A 15,060-nucleotide genomic window follows, 5' to 3' on the forward strand; every position below is an offset into this window, starting at 1 on the left:
TTCGTACAAATGACTTTCTTGCCGCGCCGCTTTCTCTTGTTGCGGCATCTGGCTAAGCTCGGCGTTCGTTGCCGCTTTCGTTGCCGCTTTCAAACGCAGCCGACCTTCACCTGCCGACCTTCACTGCCGAGAGTTTCTTATGCCCCAGCAATGGCCCGCCGCCGATATCGCCCGGTTGATCCTCGACGGCTTCGATGACTATCGCGAGCACTTCAAACAGATCACCGACGGCGCCCGCGCTCGCTTCGAACAGGCGCAATGGCAGGAAATTCAGCAGGCCTCGGCGGCGCGCATCAATTTGTACGAAGAGAAAGTGCACGAAGTCAGCCTGCGCTTGCGCCAGGCCCACGCCGATGAAGTGCTGCTCGACGTGCACCTGTGGCCGCTGGTGAAAAGCGCTTACATCAACCTGATCGACAGCCGCTTCGACGACGAACTGGCCGAAACCTGGTTCAACTCGATTTTCTGCGGTCTGTTCAGCCACGACCTGATCAGCGACGGCTGCATGTTTATTCACACCACGCGGCCGTCCTTGCGCAGCCACGAACGCGGGGCGCAAACCCGCACCTACATGCCGCAAGTGAACCTGGCCGGCATGCTTGAGCAGGTGTTCACCGACTACCAATTCAGCGTGCCCTACGAAGACTTGAACCGTGACCTGGCGCGCCTGGAAGGCCAACTGCGCGCCAACCTGCCGGACTGGGTGTGCAAAGACCCGGAGCTGTGCATCGAGCTGTTTTCTTCGGTGCTGTACCGCAACAAAGGTGCCTATCTGGTGGGGCGCATTTACACCCGCGATGAACAGTGGCCCCTAGTGATTCCGCTGCTGCACCGCGAGGAGCGCGGTATTCAGATTGACGCGCTGATTACCGATGAGGCGGAAGTGTCGATCATCTTCTCCTTCACCCGTTCGTACTTCATGGTCGATGTGGCGATTCCCGCCGAGTTTGTCGGTTTCCTCAAACGCATTCTGCCGGGCAAGCACGTCGCCGAGCTGTACACCTCGATTGGCTTTTACAAACACGGCAAGTCCGAGTTTTACCGCGCGCTGATTAACCACCTGGCCAACACCGACGACCGCTTCATCATGGCGCCCGGTGTGCGCGGCATGGTCATGAGCGTGTTCACGCTGCCGGGCTTCAACACCGTATTCAAAATCATCAAAGACAAATTCCTCGCCGTCGAAAAACGTCGACCGCGCCACGGTGATCGAGAAGTACCGCATGGTGAAAAGCGTCGACCGGGTAGGGCGCATGGCCGACACCCAGGAATTCGCCGACTTCCGTTTTCCCAAGTCCAAATTCGACCCGGAGTGCTTGGCCGAGCTGTTGGAAGTGGCACCGTCCACTGTCGAGCTGGAAGGCGAAACCGTGCTGGTGCGCCACTGCTGGACTGAACGGCGTATGACGCCGCTGAACATCTACCTCGAACACGCCAACGAAGCCCAGGTGCTCGAAGCGCTGGAAGACTACGGCCTGGCCATCAAGCAACTGGCGGCGGCGAACATATTTCCCGGCGACATGCTGCTGAAAAACTTCGGCGTCACCCGCCATGGCCGCGTGGTGTTTTACGACTACGACGAAATCTGCGCCCTCACCGAAGCTAACTTTCGCGTCATTCCGCCACCGCGTTATCCCGAAGACGAAATGTCCTCCGAGCCGTGGTATTCGATTGGGCCGCTGGACGTATTCCCTGAGGAATTCCCGCCGTTCCTGTTCGCCGATATGGGCCAGCGCAAGCTGTTCAGCGAGCTGCATGGCGACCTGTACAACGCGGACTACTGGAAGAGCCTTCAGGACGCGATTCGCGCCGGCAAGGTGATCGACGTGTTCCCGTATCGGCGCAAAGAGCAACTGAACTGACTGCCCATGGCAGAGGCGATTTTCTCCCGCTCCTCGTGGCTTAACTCGCTGCATATGTCGACGCTCACCGTGAGCCTGTTGCAGGCCCACGGGCACGCCGCCGAGACCGTGCTCGAAGGCAGCGGCATTTCCACCGACGACCTGCGCGGCATGAAACGCCTGATTGGCCCAGGCCAGGAACAGCAGGTGTTCGCCAACGCCTTGCGCCTGAGCGCGCAGCCGGCGTTGGGCTTGCAACTGGGCGTGCGCACCCGTATTTCTGCCTATGGTTTGCTCGGTTACGCGCTGCTCTCGGCGCCGACTTTTGGGGAAGCGCTGCGCATTGGTTTGAGCTACCCGGTGCTGCTGGGCACTTACTTCAACCTCAGCCTGGTGCGCGAAGGCGACGTCGCCTGGTTGGTGGCCACCGGTTATGGCGAAGACGAAGCGCTGCGGCCGTTCAACGTCGAGCTTTGCCTGGCTTCGCTGAACGTGGTGTGCGCCGACCTGCTCGGCCAGCCGTTGCCGCTGGAGGCCGTGCAGTTTGACTACGGCGACACGCCTGAACGGCGTCAGGCCTACCGCGACTGTTTTGCCTGTGCGCTGCACTTCGACCAACCGCGTAACGCCATCGGTTTCGCCGCCCGCTGGCTTGATGCAGCGCTGCCGCTGGCCGACCCGATCACCCACCAGGAAATGCTCGACCAATGCCGCCGGCAGAACGCCGAACTGGCCGCCAGCCGCGCCTGGCTGGAGCGTGTGCGCGAGCTGCTGGCCGAGCGCTTGCAGCAACCGCCGAATCTCGACGAACTGGCGCGGCACATGAACTGCTCGGCCCGCAGCCTGCGGCGCTATTTGCAGCAACAACACACCAGCTACCAGCAACTGCTCGACGAGCTGCGCTTCAGTCGCGCCAAAGAGCTGCTGCAACAGGGCGATCTGCCCATCTACCGCATCGCCGAGCTGCTCGGCTTCAGCGAAACCGCAGGGTTACGCCATGCGTTCCAGCGCTGGAGCGGGCAGCCGCCGAGTTATTTTCGCGTTTAGTTCTGGCGCTTTCTTTTCCAGGATTCGAGGCTAAAGCCTCTCCTACAGGGAACCGAAGCCGTCCTGTAGGAGAGGCTTTAGCCTCGAGCTTGTGTTCTGTATTCGGCCAACCAAATTGGCCATTTCGATCCCCTTTTGGCCACTGCCAGCGTTCTCGCCAGCGCGGTTGCGTGCCCACAATGCGGGCACAACAACACTGATGAGGTAGCGCCCATGTTGACCGTGTATAGCGACGATCACCGTCTTCACCATGGCCAGTCGGAACTGGTCGATGGCCAGCTGCAGCCCTGTTTCGAAATGCCTAGCCGTGCCGACACGGTGCTGGCGCGGGTGCAGCAGCAACAGTTAGGTGAGGTGATTGCGCCCAAGGATTTCGGCCTGGCGCCGATAGCGCGTGTCCACGACGCGGCCTACCTGACCTTTCTACAAAACGCCTGGGCGCGCTGGGCGGCAGAAGGGCACAGCTGCGACCTGCTGCCCTCGACCTTTCCCGGCCGCCGCCTGCGCCGCGACGGCCCGATTCCCCGCGCGCTGATCGGTGAGCTGGGCCATTACCGCTTCGATACCGAAGCGCCAATTACCGCTGGAACGTGGCAAGCCATCTACAGCTCCGCGCAAGTTGCGCTGACCGCCCAGGACCACATGCGCCAAGGCGCGCGTACCGCCTTTGCGCTGTGCCGCCCGCCAGGCCATCACGCGGGTAGCGACTTTATGGGCGGCTACTGCTTCCTCAATAACGTCGCCATCGCCAGCCAGGCGTTTCTCGACCAGGGCGTCAAGCGCGTGGCGATTCTTGACGTCGACTACCACCACGGCAACGGCACGCAAGAGCTGTTCTACAAACGCGGCGATGTGCTGTTCGCCTCCATTCACGGCGACCCGCTGGACGAATACCCGTACTTCCTCGGCAACGCCGATGAAACCGGCGAAGGCGAGGGCGCCGGCTGCAACCACAACTACCCCCTGGCGCTCGGCAGCGGCTGGGCGCAATGGAGCGCGGCGCTGGACGACGCCTGCGAGAAAATCGCCGCCTATGCACCCGACGTGCTGGTGGTTTCCCTGGGCGTAGACACCTACAAAGACGACCCCATTTCCCAGTTCAAACTCGACTCGCCGGACTACCTGAGCATGGGCAAGCGCATCGCCGCCCTCGGCCTGCCGACGTTGTTTGTGATGGAGGGCGGTTATGCGGTGGAGGCCATCGGCGTGAATGCCGTGAACGTGCTGCAAGGTTTTGAAGAGGAGGCTGCCCATGCGCCGGAATAAATTGCTCAGCCTGGTCGCCAGTGCCAGCCTGCTGGCCAGCGCCACACTGATGGCGGCAGAGCCGGTGGTGCGAATCTACAACTGGTTCGACTACATCGGTCCGGACACCCTCAAAGGCTTCAAACAGGAAACCGGCATCGAACCCAAGTACGACGTTTACGACAGCAACGAAGTGCTCGAAGCCAAACTGCTTTCCGGCCATTCCGGCTACGACCTGGTGGTGCCCAGCGATGTTTCTTGCCCAACTACATGAAGGCGCAGGTGTTCCAGAAACTCGACAAGAGCAAGCTGCCGAACTGGAAAAACCTCAACCCGGAATTGCTCAAGGTGCTGGCCGCCAAAGACCCCGGCAACCAGTACGTGGTGCCGTACATGTGGGGCACCAACGGCATCGCCTATAACGTCGACAAGGTCAAAGCCATTCTTGGCGACGACGCGCCGCTGGATTCGTGGGACTTGCTGTTCAACCCGGAAATTCTCGCCAAGCTCAAACAGTGCGGCGTGGCGTATCTGGATGCGCCGACGGAAGTGATTCCTGAAGTGCTGCAATACCTTGGCCTGTCGCCCAACAGCCACAACCCCGAAGACTACAAAAAGGCCGAAGCGCACCTGAACAAACTGCGCCCGTCGATTACCTACTTCAGCTCGTCGAAGTTCGTCACCGACCTGGCCAACGGCGACATCTGCGTAGCGCTGGCCTGGTCGGGCGGCGCCATGCAAGCGGCGGCGCGGGCGGAGGAGGCGAAGAACGGCATCAAAATCGAATACCGCATTCCCAAAGAAGGCACGGCGGCATGGTTCGACGTACTCGCCATTCCACGTGATGCGCAGAACGTTGACGAGGTACACGCCTTTATCAACTACGTGCTGCGCCCCGACGTGGTGGCGCCGATTTCGGATTACGTGGCGTACGCCAATCCGAACAAGGCGGCCGACGACTTGATCAGCCCGGCGTTGCGCAATAACCCCAACGTGTATCCATCGGCGGAAATGCAGGCGAAGTTGTACAGCGTGGAGATGCTGCCGCCGGCGTTGGAACGGTTAAGGACGCGGACGTGGACGAAGGTTAAGACGGGGAAGTAGGGGCTTTTTGGCTGGTGATGGTGGGGACTTGGGGGCGGTGTTCGACGCACCATTCTGGATCCCCGCGTGCGCGAGGATGACGGAAGTCTATCTTCACATCACCGTCATCCTCGCGAACGCGGGGATCCAGAATCTTTCAGGAAAAGCCACTCGCTCTGCCAACCGCCTTTACCATTAGCCCGATTCTGGATTCCCGCCTTCGCGGGAATGACGGTGATAGGTGGAAAACCTCCGTCATTCCGCGCAGGCGGCGGTCCGACGATTCGGAATCCAGAATCTTTTCAGGAAACGCCGCTCGCGCTGCAAAACCTACCCACCAAAACCCCCTTGATCCCAACGCCCCCACTAAGCCACGCTTCAACCTCCCCAATCCCACCCGGAACCAACCGTGGTCCTACTCAACTGCGACATGGGCGAAAGCTTCGGCGCCTGGTCCATGGGCCTTGACGCCGAGGTCATGCCTTTTATCGATTGCGCCAACATCGCCTGCGGTTTCCACGCCGGCGACCCCGGCACCATGCGCGCCACCGTGGCCTTGGCGCTGGAGCACAAGGTGCGCATCGGCGCGCACCCGGCGTACCCCGATCTGGTCGGCTTCGGTCGCCGCTCCATGGCCTGTTCCTCGCAAGAAGTCATCGACCTGCTGCACTACCAGATCGGCGCATTGGCGGGCGTCTGCCGTGGGCAAGGCGGGCAGGTGGAGTACGTGAAGCCGCACGGCGCGCTGTACAACGACATGATGAAAAACCCGGCGCTGCTGCGGGCGGTATTCCAGGCCGTGGCCAATTCTGGCGACGGCCTGCGCCTGATGCTGATGGCGCGCGCCGACGACGCGGCAGCCGAGGCGCTGGCCGCTGAGTTCGATGTGCCGCTGTGGTTCGAAGCGTTCAGCGACCGCGCCTACGACGGCGCCGGCCATCTTCTGTCGCGCCAGCTGCCGGGCGCGGTGCACCACGACCCCGAGCGCATCGTGGCCCAGGCGCTGGATCTGGCGCAGGGCAAACCGTTGCTGGCGAGCGACGGCAGCGCTCTGCAATTGCACGTCGACAGCCTTTGCGTACATGGCGACAACACAGCCTCGGTGGCGGCGGTGCGGCGTATTCGCGAGGCGTTGGACGCGTTGAAGTCGGTATGAAACCAAAGGTCGAAGCGGTGGCGGTCGATTGCCTGATGCTGCGGCTCTTCGACGACATCAACGAAGCCCACATGCCCTGGCTGATCGCCGCCGCCCAGCGTTTGCGCGCGGTGTTTGCCGATTCGCTGATCGACCTGGTGCCGTCGTACACCACGTTAATGCTGCATTACGACGTGCTGCGCATTGACGGCGCCCAGGCCCGCACATTGATTAACGATGCCCTGCGCGACTTGCAGCCGGCCGATGAAAACAGCGGTCGCAGCCATGCGTTGCCGGTGTGGTACGACCCGCAGGTCGGGCCGGAATTAACGCGGTTGGCGCGGCGCAGTGGCCTGTCGGTCAGCCAGGTTATTGCGCTGCACAGCGGTCACGCCTACCGCGTATTCGCCCTCGGTTTCGCGCCCGGTTTCGCTTACATGGGCCTGGTCGACCCGCAACTGGCAGCGCCGCGTCTGGACACGCCACGGCCGCGTGTTCCCCGAGGCAGCGTGGCGTTGGCGGAGCGCCAGACCGCGACGTATCCGCAGGTGTCGCCCGGCGGGTGGAATGTACTGGGACGCACGCCGGTGGCGCTGTTTGATCGCGCCCTGGACGGCTACAGCCTGTTGCAACCTGGCGACCGCGTGCAGTTTGTGCCGGTGGAGCGCGCCGAGTTCCTGCGCTTGGGCGGCGACGATACGGCGCTTGAGGCCTTGCCATGAGCCACGCAACGGTAGAACAGAGCACGCCGCTGGTGCAGCTGCAGGACGGCGGCCGCTTCGGCGTTCGTCATTTGGGCGTAACCCAGGGCGGTGCGGCGGATTGGCTGTCGATGCGTTGGGCCAATTGGCTGCTGGGCAATGACTTAAACGCGGCGGTGGTGGAAGTCACCTTGGGCGGCTTTGCCGTGCTGATGGAGCACGACGGTTGCCTGGCCCTGACCGGCGCCGACCTGGGCGCCACGCTGGACGGCGAGCCGTTGCCGCCTTGGCGCAGCTTCAGCGTGCGCGCCGGGCAACGGCTGCACTTCAATACGCCGCGTCAGGGCATCCGCGCTTACCTGGCGGCGCCGGGCGGCTTCGATTGCGCGCCGACACTCGGCAGTGCCAGCACGGTGAGCCGCGAGGGATTTGGCGGGTTGCATGGCGACGGCACGGCGCTGGTCCGTGGCGATACCTTGACGTGGAACGGGCCGACCGTGGCGCCTCGGCAGTTGCCTGAACAGCACATTCCCGTGTTGAGTCTGGAGCAGCCGCTGGAACTGATGCTCGGTGCGCAACTGGGCGAGTTCAGCGGCCAGGCGCTGTTCGATTTATTCAATGCCAACTGGCACCTCGACACCCGCGCCGACCGCATGGGCATTCGCTTGCTGGGCCCGACGCTTGGCTACCAAGGCGCTGGGTTGATTTCCGAAGGCATCCCGCTGGGCGCCGTTCAGGTGCCGCCAGACGGGCAGCCAATTGTGCTGCTCAACGACCGGCAAACCATCGGCGGCTATCCACGCGTAGGCGCGCTCACACCGCTGGCGCTGGCGCGTCTGGCGCAAGCGCAACCCGGTGACAGCGTGCGTTTCAAACCGGTTGTCCAGCACGTTGCCGAGCGCGAATACGTGCAGCTGCTCAAACGCTTGAGCACCCCGGCTTAAGCCGGTACCAGATCGAAGCCGGTGGTTCCCAGGCGCTCGCCGTTCACCAGCACGTGCACGGCGTGATGCCCCATGTAGTGTTTGCGCGTAGTCAGCTCGCGCATCTGTTGCGCGCGTGACAACACCACGCTGGCACCGCCGGGCAAGTCGAAGGTTTTCAGCTTGAACACTTTGCTGGCGGTTTTGCCGGAGGCTTTGACGTAGTCGATGGCGTAGTCCACCACCAGGCGCTGGGACTGCGCGTTCGTGGAGGTGAGCGTGAACGCCAACGTCATGCTGTGGCCCAGCGGCACGGTTTCGGGGCTGACGCTCAGCGCGGTTAGCTTCACCTGAGCCGGTTCGCCGGCACCGAGCACCGCCAGCGCGCGGCGGTCGCCAGCCTTGATCAGCGTGCGCAGGGCATGGCGGGCAATCCAGGCGGTGCGCGGCTGGTGCAGCGGCCAGGCTTCTATTTGGTCGAGCAACGTGTCGGGATGGTCTTTGCTGATGTCGTTTAAATGGTTGGCCACCGACTTGCGAACATACAGGCTGGGGTCGTCGTTCAGCGCCTGCAGAATCGGCCAGGCGCGCCACGGTTCAGCCTGCATTTGCGGCAGCCTGAACGACCACGGTAAACGCGGGCGGCTGCCTTCGCTGGCGAGGCGGCGCACATGCTCGTTGCTGTCGAACGCCCAGTCATTCATCAGCGCCAGGCTGCGCTCCAGGTCTTGCAGCAAGAAATGGCGGATGGCGAATTCGGACGAGCCGAAGCAGGTGAAATACTTGAGCGCCTGCATCGACAGTTCGAACTGGTCACGCCCGTAGACGGCGACGTATTGCGGCAAACACATGCTCACAAATCCACTGTTCAGGCGCGGCGCCAGCTCTTTGAGGAAGGCCCAGCGCCGTGGCGAAGTCGGCGGGCAGAGTGGCGTGCAAACTGTCACTGACCCGCGCCATGCGCTGCATCACTGACAAATTATCGAGGCCGTCTGTGGCCAGCGTCAGGAACCGTCTGCGGTCGAACGCCGGGTAGACCGCTGCGGTTTGCTCGGCGATGTGGTGCAGTCGGTCGCGGTTGAAAATTTCCTTGAGGGCGGGGGCGCTGGTTTGCGTAGTGCTCATGGCTGACCTGGGGAAGATTGCTGTCAGGGAAGTCTACCGGCTGGGTAGGACATACCGTATATCGGCAAAGCGCTACTTTTCCCGCTCCGACAGGGCCTGGCAAGTGGCGCGGTGCCAGTGTTAGTGCCACTCTCAGCGTGTAGCCCGGCCGATGTGGCGGACTACAAAAGAGTAACGTGACGTTGCCATCAATCAATCGGACCGGATATCCATCGGAATAGGCTGCTATAAACGTAAGCAGATTCTGAAAAACTTCCTGATAAGCCAACGTGACTGTTTAGGCTTGAGTTCCGAGGAGACGGCCGCACTTAACAGGCGACCGCCCACTCGCTGTTTAGAGAGGAACAAACGATGAAAATGTGGCTGCGTACTTTGGCCTGGAAACTGTCCGTTCTGTTGGGCACCGCCCGCCTGCAACCCATCCCGATTCCAACCGAGGAACAGCAACGCCGGATGGCTGCGCAGCGCCGCAGACGTTAATCGACGTTGCGATTCCAGCCTGGCCGTGTAAACGCCGGGCTGGCCGATTATGTCCCCCAGCGTGGCGCTTTTCGTGACTCCTGGGCGTTCTGGCCGGTGCTAGCATCCTCGGACTTTTCCGGGGAGCAGTGCATTCGATGGAGCGTCTGATTCAGGCCAATGGCCAAGCGCATTACGGCATTTTTCCCCACGCGGTGGATGAGGTTAACTACCGCGACTTCGACTTCCGCTCGCCGATGGGCCGCCGTCTCGGCGCCTTGGCCAAGTGGCGACGCTTCCACCAATTCCAATATTTCGGCGTCATCAGCGACCAGCTGATTGGCGGCTGCGCGCTCGCCAACTTGAGCCTGGCCGGCATCGGTTTCGTCTACCTGTACCACCCAGCGAGCGGGCGCATGATCGAGCGCCAGTTCAAGTTGCCGCTGGGCATCGGCAGCCAATTTTCCCAACACCCCAATGACGGCGTTTGTGAGCTGCACAGCGGCAAAAATCTGCTGCGCCTGGAAAACAGTGGCAGCGAAAAACGCCTGTGGGTTGAGCTGGATGACGGCACGCGCATAGACGCGCGTTTCAACGAACACGAGCCGCCGTTCCAACCGATGTGCCTGAACACTCCAACGGCCAGCAACGGCTGGGTGTATGCGCAAAAAGTCGCGGGCGTGCGCTGCGCGGGCAATGTAAACAGCGCGCTGGGCAATTTCGACCTCGGCGCCATCGACGCCTTTGCTCATCACGATTGGTCGGCCGGCTATATGCGCCCGGAAACGTGCTGGAATTGGGCCTGCCTGTCGGGGCAGGCGAGGGCGCAGCGCGTAGGGTTGAATCTGTCGTGCGGGGTGAACGAAACCAGCTTCACCGAGAACTGTTTCTGGCTGGACGGCGAACTGATCAAGGTCGACACCGTGCGTTTTGACTTCGATCGGCAAGACCCAATGAAGCCTTGGCGCATTAAGTCCTTTGACGGCCAGGTCGACCTGCATTTCGAAGCGCGCGGCCTGCATAAAGAGCGGCTGAACTTGGGAATTATCGCCAGTAACTTCAAGCAAATTTTCGGACAATTCCGAGGCGAGCTGCGGCCAAAAGGTCGGCCAGTACTGGCAATCAATGACCTGTGGGGCTTTGTTGAAGACCAATACGTGAAGTGGTAACTGCGACAATTTCGCCTGCACGAAGCGACTATGTCTTACAACTCAACGTCTTCCACTTTACCGAGGGTTATGGTTAGCTGGCTAATTATTAGTTTTAGCTATGACCACGAGCGTTTTCTTATGCCCCACACAGATCAACACCGTTTTGGTATGCAATTGGCCCAACTGTCGCGCTCGTGGCGCGGTGAGTTGGACCGCCGTCTGGCCGGGCTGGGTTTGTCTCAGGCGCGCTGGTTGGTGTTGCTGCACCTGGCCCGTTTCCGCGATGAATTGCCCACTCAGCGTGAGTTGGCGCAAAGCGTTGGGGTAGAAGGCCCGACTTTGGCGCGTTTGCTCGACAGCCTGGAAACCCAGGGCTTGGTGCGCCGTCAGGCAGTGGTTGAAGACCGCCGCGCGAAAAAGATCAGCCTCGACGATTCGGCCCGGCCATTGATTGAGCAGATTGAGGCGATATCTACGCAACTGCGTAAGGAGTTGTTTGACGGCATCGACGAAGACGAACTTCGCCGCTGTCAGTTAGTTCACGCGCGCATCCTCAGTAACCTCGAAAAGCGTTAAGGCCGGCGCAAACGGGGAGGGCTGCAATGGCTTTCCCCTGTAGCCAAAACCTCTTTTGTAGGGCTTTTGACACTGGCGTCCTACGTCGCTAAGTGCATCTTTTCTTTGCCATTTATTTGACTGTTTTTCCGCTGTTTTGCGTATCATGGCCAAATGCCGGGATAACTGCGTCACAAATAAAAGAATCGTGACCATACTCTTAGGCAAGGGCCTACATGGATGTCCTCCCTACTTCAGTCTTTTGCTAAACCTTTTGTTAGCACCACAACGTTGGAACTGCGCCGATAGGTGCGCTGTGGTGTGAACATGGAGCAGTACTTTCCGGGAGGCGTCGATGGTGCAGGTTCGACATTTATTACTTGGCTTGGCCTCCGGCTCGGTTTTGTATTCGGGGTTGGCGTCCGCCTTGGGCTTGGGCGACATCACGTTGCATTCAGCGCTCAACCAACCCCTGGAAGCCGATATCGAACTGCTGGAAGTGGGCGACCTCAGCGCCGCTGACATGAAGGTGCACCTGGCGCCCGATGCCGTTTTCGCCCGTTCCGGTGTCGACCGCATCTACTTCCTCAACGACCTGCGCTTCACGCCGTTACTACGTGGCGGCAAAAGTGTGATTCGCGTGGTGTCGAGCAAGCCGGTGCGCGAGCCCTACCTGAATTTCATCGTCGAATTGGCGCGGCCCAACGGCCAGTTGTTCCGCGAATACACGCTGTTGCTCGATCCACCCAATTCCTCCGCCTATAACGCAGTGGCTGCCACGCCAGCGGCGACCTCAGCCAAACCTGCCACGCGTTCCACGGCTGGCGCACCCGCTGCGGCGAAGCCAAAAACCGCGCCGCCGCCAGCCGCGCTCGGCAAGCGCTATGTGGTAGCCCGAGGCGACAACCTGTGGACCATCACCGCCCGGCTGCGCGCCCAAGGCAGCAAGTCGTCGCAACAACAGTTGATGGATGAAATCCACGCGCTGAATCCGCAGGTATTCACCGGCGACGACACCAGTCGCCTGCAAGTAGGCGATAGCTTGCTGCTGCCGGACACTGCTCCCGCAACGGCCACTGCATCGACCCCGGCTAACGCGTCTGGCCCGGCTTCCAACGTCGGCGCTGCCAGCGATGCCGAGGCGCCGCCAACCCTCAGCGTGGTATCGCCAGACGATGAGCCGCTGCCCGTGCCGACCACGCCGCTCGACCCGCAAGCGGAAATGATCGTGCAAATGCAGCGGCGTCTGGACAACGAACTGGCCCAGCGCGCCGACGAGAACACCAAGCTGCAACAAAGCCTGGCGGAGCTGACGCTGCAAGTGCAGCAGTTGATGGAGCAATCCGCCGCCAAGGACAAACAGCTGGCCGACCTCAAAGCCCAGCTCAGCGCCCAGCAGTCGCCGACGCCGGTGCAGGACAGTAACGCTGCCAGCCCATCAGCCCCCGTGGTTGCGCCACAGCCTGCCGATAACACCTGGTATGGCGCGCTGTGGGCCTTGGTGGGCGCGCTGCTACTGGCGCTGCTTGGCGTGCTGTTCTGGCGCCGCAAGCGTCAGGAGCCCGAGCCGCAGCCGGTGATCGTGGTCGCCCCAGCAGGCCAAGCGCAGGATGAAGACGACGACTTCGACCTGGACGATTACGACAGCGAACCCGTTGCCCCCGCGCCGGTAGTGGCCAAGCCACGCGCCGCCGTCGCCCCAACCGAAGCGCGTGCCGCCAGCCCGACCGACACCCTGGAAGGGGCCAACATCTACATCGCCTATGGCCGTTTCAGCGAAGCGGCCACCAGCCTGCGCCGCGCCCTGGATGCAGAGCCGCAGCGCAGCGATATCCGCTTCCGCCTGCTTGAAGTGTTGGCTCAGCTGGGCGATGCCCGTGGCTTCCAGCGCGAGGAAGAGATTCTGCTCGACGCCGGTTACCCCGACGCGCCCATCGCTCAGCTCAAAGCCCGCCACCCGGAAATGTTTGAACGCCCGCTGGCCGAAGAACCGGCTGCCGACGTGTTCGACGACGCCGTGTTGGCGCTCGACGAGCCGCAGCCGCTGGTAAGCCAGCCGGTGGCCGAAGACGATCAGTTCAACCTCGACGACTTCTCCCTCGACCCCGACTGGGACCTGATCAGCCCGTTCTCTGCCAACGCCCGCAACAAAGCCGAAGCGGCGCAGAAAGCCAGCAATGATCCGGCGCCGGAGATGGAGAAATTGGACTTGAACAGCCCGTTCGCCGAGTCGTCCATGGTGGTCGAAGAAACCCACGACGAGGGCTGGTTCGGCAAGGGCGTGGACGACGGCGAATACCTCAGCCAACCACTGGTTGAAGAGGATGAGCCGCTGGCGGACCTTGACCATCTGGACTCGCGCCGCGATAACCTGGCCAAGTTCAATCAGGCCCTCGCTTATATCGAGCAGGGCCACTTGGAAAGCGCCTGCGACATCCTCAATGAACTCGTCAACGAAGGCGACGAAGAGCAGAAGCGCGAAGCCTCGAGGCTGCTGGCTAAAATCGCCTGAGCCAGGCCCTAGCAAAAAGCCCGCGTGTTCTATGGCCGCGGGCTTTTTTTATGTTTTCAGGAGTGCACCATGGACCGTAAAACCGACGTCAGCATCACCTACTGCACGCAATGCCAATGGCTGCTGCGCGCCGCCTGGTTGGCGCAGGAATTGTTGTCCACCTTTGGCCAGGATTTGGCCAAGGTCAGCCTGGAACCCGGCACCGGCGGCGTGTTCCGCATCACCTGTGGCGACGTGCAGATTTGGGAACGCAAGGCCGATGGCGGGTTTCCCGAGGCCAAGGTGCTGAAACAGCGGGTGCGCGACGTAATCGACCCTGAGCGCGACCTCGGCCATAACGACCGGGCCACGCCAGCGGCGGACTAGCCGCTCATGGCCGCGCGGGTTGGGCGTCCACCGGCTCGACCGGCTTGCCGTCGCCCATGCGGGCGGAAAGAAAAATAGCGAAGATGATCAACGCACCGCCGCCCATCATGCGCAGCGTCGGCGTTTCGGAAAAAATCAGCCAGGCGAAGGTGATGCCGTACACCGGCTCCAGGGCGAACACCACGGCGGCGGTGCGAGCTTTGAGTACGTCCAGACTGGCGACGAACAAGCTATGGGCGACGCCGGTGCAGAACACGCCAAGCAGCGCAATCCACAACCAATTCATGGCCGACACGCTCGGCAGCTCCGGTGCCGCAAAGGGCAGCAGACACAGCGCCACGACCAGGTTCTGACACAACGCCGACTGCACCGGCCCGACCTTGCCGGAGCCGGCGCGGTTAACCAATGACAACAGGGCGAACAGCAGGCCCGAGAGCACGCCCCACAGCAGTCCGGTGGTGGCGCCGCTGGCCAAGTTGAAATCAGGTGTGACCAGCACCAAACCGATGCTCACCAGGCACACCAGCACAATCTCATTGCGGCGAATGCGCTCGCGGAAAATCAGGCCTTCGAGAATCACCGTCAGCGCTGGAAAGCTGGTGAAACCGAGTGTGGCGATGGCCACGCCGGCCACCTTCACCGAGATAAAAAAGCTCACCCAATGCCCGGCCAGCAACACACCGCCCAAGGCCAGCCGTGCCCAATCGTTGGCGCGTAAACGCTGCCAGGGAATGCGCGCGATCAGCGCCGCAAACACCGCCAAGGCCAGCACCGCAAACAGCGCGCGGCCGAACACGATCATGCTTGGTGTGGTGGTCGCGAGCTTGCCCAGCACGCCGGTAAAGCCAAACATCAGGGCGCCGCAGTGCAGAGCGGTGAGGGCGGAGCGGTGATTCATGGGGGTCCTTAAATTTGAT

11 protein-coding genes and 3 pseudogenes are annotated in these 15,060 nt (G+C 61.8%); 12 read left to right on the plus strand and 2 right to left on the minus strand.

Annotated elements, in window-relative coordinates; genetic code table 11:
• Window positions 1-139 precede the first annotated feature (139 nt).
• From aceK to ACZZZP_RS09690, 7 genes and pseudogenes are all read left to right on the plus strand, one after another.
• Window positions 140-1,862 (plus strand): annotated as a pseudogene (aceK, locus tag ACZZZP_RS09660) (bifunctional isocitrate dehydrogenase kinase/phosphatase).
• Between the two features lie 6 nt (window positions 1,863-1,868).
• Window positions 1,869-2,888 (plus strand): AraC family transcriptional regulator, encoded by a 1,020-nt coding sequence (locus tag ACZZZP_RS09665; RefSeq protein WP_463382544.1) that lies wholly within the window; start codon window positions 1,869-1,871, stop codon window positions 2,886-2,888.
• Between the two features lie 213 nt (window positions 2,889-3,101).
• The gene (locus tag ACZZZP_RS09670) at window positions 3,102-4,154 is read left to right on the plus strand and encodes a histone deacetylase family protein (protein WP_463536469.1); all 1,053 of its coding nucleotides are present in this window, start codon (window positions 3,102-3,104) and stop codon (window positions 4,152-4,154) included.
• Window positions 4,141-5,237: pseudogene (locus ACZZZP_RS09675) on the plus strand (extracellular solute-binding protein). Before ACZZZP_RS09670 ends, ACZZZP_RS09675 begins: the two are co-directional and overlap by 14 nt.
• A gap of 388 nt (window positions 5,238-5,625) precedes the next feature.
• Complete coding sequence (locus tag ACZZZP_RS09680) at window positions 5,626-6,372, plus strand: 5-oxoprolinase subunit PxpA (protein WP_463536470.1); 747 nt, start codon at window positions 5,626-5,628, stop codon at window positions 6,370-6,372.
• On the plus strand, window positions 6,369-7,073 hold the full coding sequence (gene pxpB, locus ACZZZP_RS09685) for a 5-oxoprolinase subunit PxpB (protein ID WP_463382548.1): 705 nt from the start codon (window positions 6,369-6,371) through the stop codon (window positions 7,071-7,073). The genes ACZZZP_RS09680 and pxpB overlap by 4 nt, the downstream gene beginning before the upstream one ends.
• Window positions 7,070-7,996: a 5-oxoprolinase subunit C family protein gene (locus ACZZZP_RS09690; protein ID WP_463382549.1), complete on the plus strand. Its 927-nt coding sequence runs from the start codon at window positions 7,070-7,072 to the stop codon at window positions 7,994-7,996. Before pxpB ends, ACZZZP_RS09690 begins: the two co-directional genes overlap by 4 nt.
• Here the strand turns inward: ACZZZP_RS09690 and ACZZZP_RS09695 are convergent.
• Window positions 7,993-9,100 (minus strand): annotated as a pseudogene (locus ACZZZP_RS09695) (DNA alkylation repair protein). The gene ACZZZP_RS09690 and the pseudogene ACZZZP_RS09695 overlap by 4 nt on opposite strands.
• Window positions 9,101-9,451: 351 nt before the next feature.
• Here ACZZZP_RS09695 and ACZZZP_RS09700 point away from each other — a divergent pair.
• The 5 genes from ACZZZP_RS09700 (at window position 9,452) to ACZZZP_RS09720 (ending at window position 14,143) form a co-directional block, all read left to right on the plus strand.
• Window positions 9,452-9,580: a PA1414 family protein gene (locus ACZZZP_RS09700; protein WP_277423748.1), complete on the plus strand. Its 129-nt coding sequence runs from the start codon at window positions 9,452-9,454 to the stop codon at window positions 9,578-9,580.
• A gap of 137 nt (window positions 9,581-9,717) precedes the next feature.
• A complete protein-coding gene (locus tag ACZZZP_RS09705; RefSeq protein WP_463382551.1) occupies window positions 9,718-10,728 on the plus strand; it encodes a DUF2804 domain-containing protein in 1,011 nt (336 codons plus the stop codon).
• Between the two features lie 120 nt (window positions 10,729-10,848).
• Window positions 10,849-11,286: a MarR family transcriptional regulator gene (locus ACZZZP_RS09710; RefSeq protein WP_122498346.1), complete on the plus strand. Its 438-nt coding sequence runs from the start codon at window positions 10,849-10,851 to the stop codon at window positions 11,284-11,286.
• Between the two features lie 334 nt (window positions 11,287-11,620).
• Window positions 11,621-13,777 carry a FimV/HubP family polar landmark protein gene (locus tag ACZZZP_RS09715; RefSeq protein ID WP_463382552.1) on the plus strand — a complete coding sequence of 719 codons (2,157 nt, stop codon included), beginning with the start codon at window positions 11,621-11,623 and terminating at the stop codon, window positions 13,775-13,777.
• Window positions 13,778-13,846: 69 nt separating this feature from the next.
• A complete protein-coding gene (locus ACZZZP_RS09720) occupies window positions 13,847-14,143 on the plus strand; it encodes an Rdx family protein (protein WP_463382553.1) in 297 nt (98 codons plus the stop codon).
• Window positions 14,144-14,147: 4 nt separating this feature from the next.
• On the opposite strand, the gene ACZZZP_RS09725 is transcribed toward ACZZZP_RS09720, so the two are convergent.
• Entirely contained in the window at window positions 14,148-15,041 is an 894-nt protein-coding gene (locus ACZZZP_RS09725; RefSeq protein ID WP_463382554.1) for a DMT family transporter, read from the minus strand.
• Window positions 15,042-15,060: the final 19 nt, after the last annotated feature.

The sequence above is a fragment of the Pseudomonas sp. AC211 genome, from assembly GCF_979258055.1.

What these genes read in the sequence shown, in the direction of transcription:
- ACZZZP_RS09665 (WP_463382544.1), top strand. Translation starts at nt 1,869, where the DNA reads ATGGCAGAGGCGATTTTCTCCCGCTCCTCGTGGCTTAACTCGCTGCAT.
- ACZZZP_RS09670 (WP_463536469.1), top strand. Translation starts at nt 3,102, where the DNA reads ATGTTGACCGTGTATAGCGACGATCACCGTCTTCACCATGGCCAGTCG.
- pxpB (WP_463382548.1), top strand. Translation starts at nt 6,369, where the DNA reads ATGAAACCAAAGGTCGAAGCGGTGGCGGTCGATTGCCTGATGCTGCGG.
- ACZZZP_RS09690 (WP_463382549.1), top strand. Translation starts at nt 7,070, where the DNA reads ATGAGCCACGCAACGGTAGAACAGAGCACGCCGCTGGTGCAGCTGCAG.
- ACZZZP_RS09700 (WP_277423748.1), top strand. Translation starts at nt 9,452, where the DNA reads ATGAAAATGTGGCTGCGTACTTTGGCCTGGAAACTGTCCGTTCTGTTG.
- ACZZZP_RS09705 (WP_463382551.1), top strand. Translation starts at nt 9,718, where the DNA reads ATGGAGCGTCTGATTCAGGCCAATGGCCAAGCGCATTACGGCATTTTT.
- ACZZZP_RS09710 (WP_122498346.1), top strand. Translation starts at nt 10,849, where the DNA reads ATGCCCCACACAGATCAACACCGTTTTGGTATGCAATTGGCCCAACTG.
- ACZZZP_RS09715 (WP_463382552.1), top strand. Translation starts at nt 11,621, where the DNA reads ATGGTGCAGGTTCGACATTTATTACTTGGCTTGGCCTCCGGCTCGGTT.
- ACZZZP_RS09720 (WP_463382553.1), top strand. Translation starts at nt 13,847, where the DNA reads ATGGACCGTAAAACCGACGTCAGCATCACCTACTGCACGCAATGCCAA.
- ACZZZP_RS09725 (WP_463382554.1), bottom strand. Translation starts at nt 15,041, where the DNA reads ATGAATCACCGCTCCGCCCTCACCGCTCTGCACTGCGGCGCCCTGATG.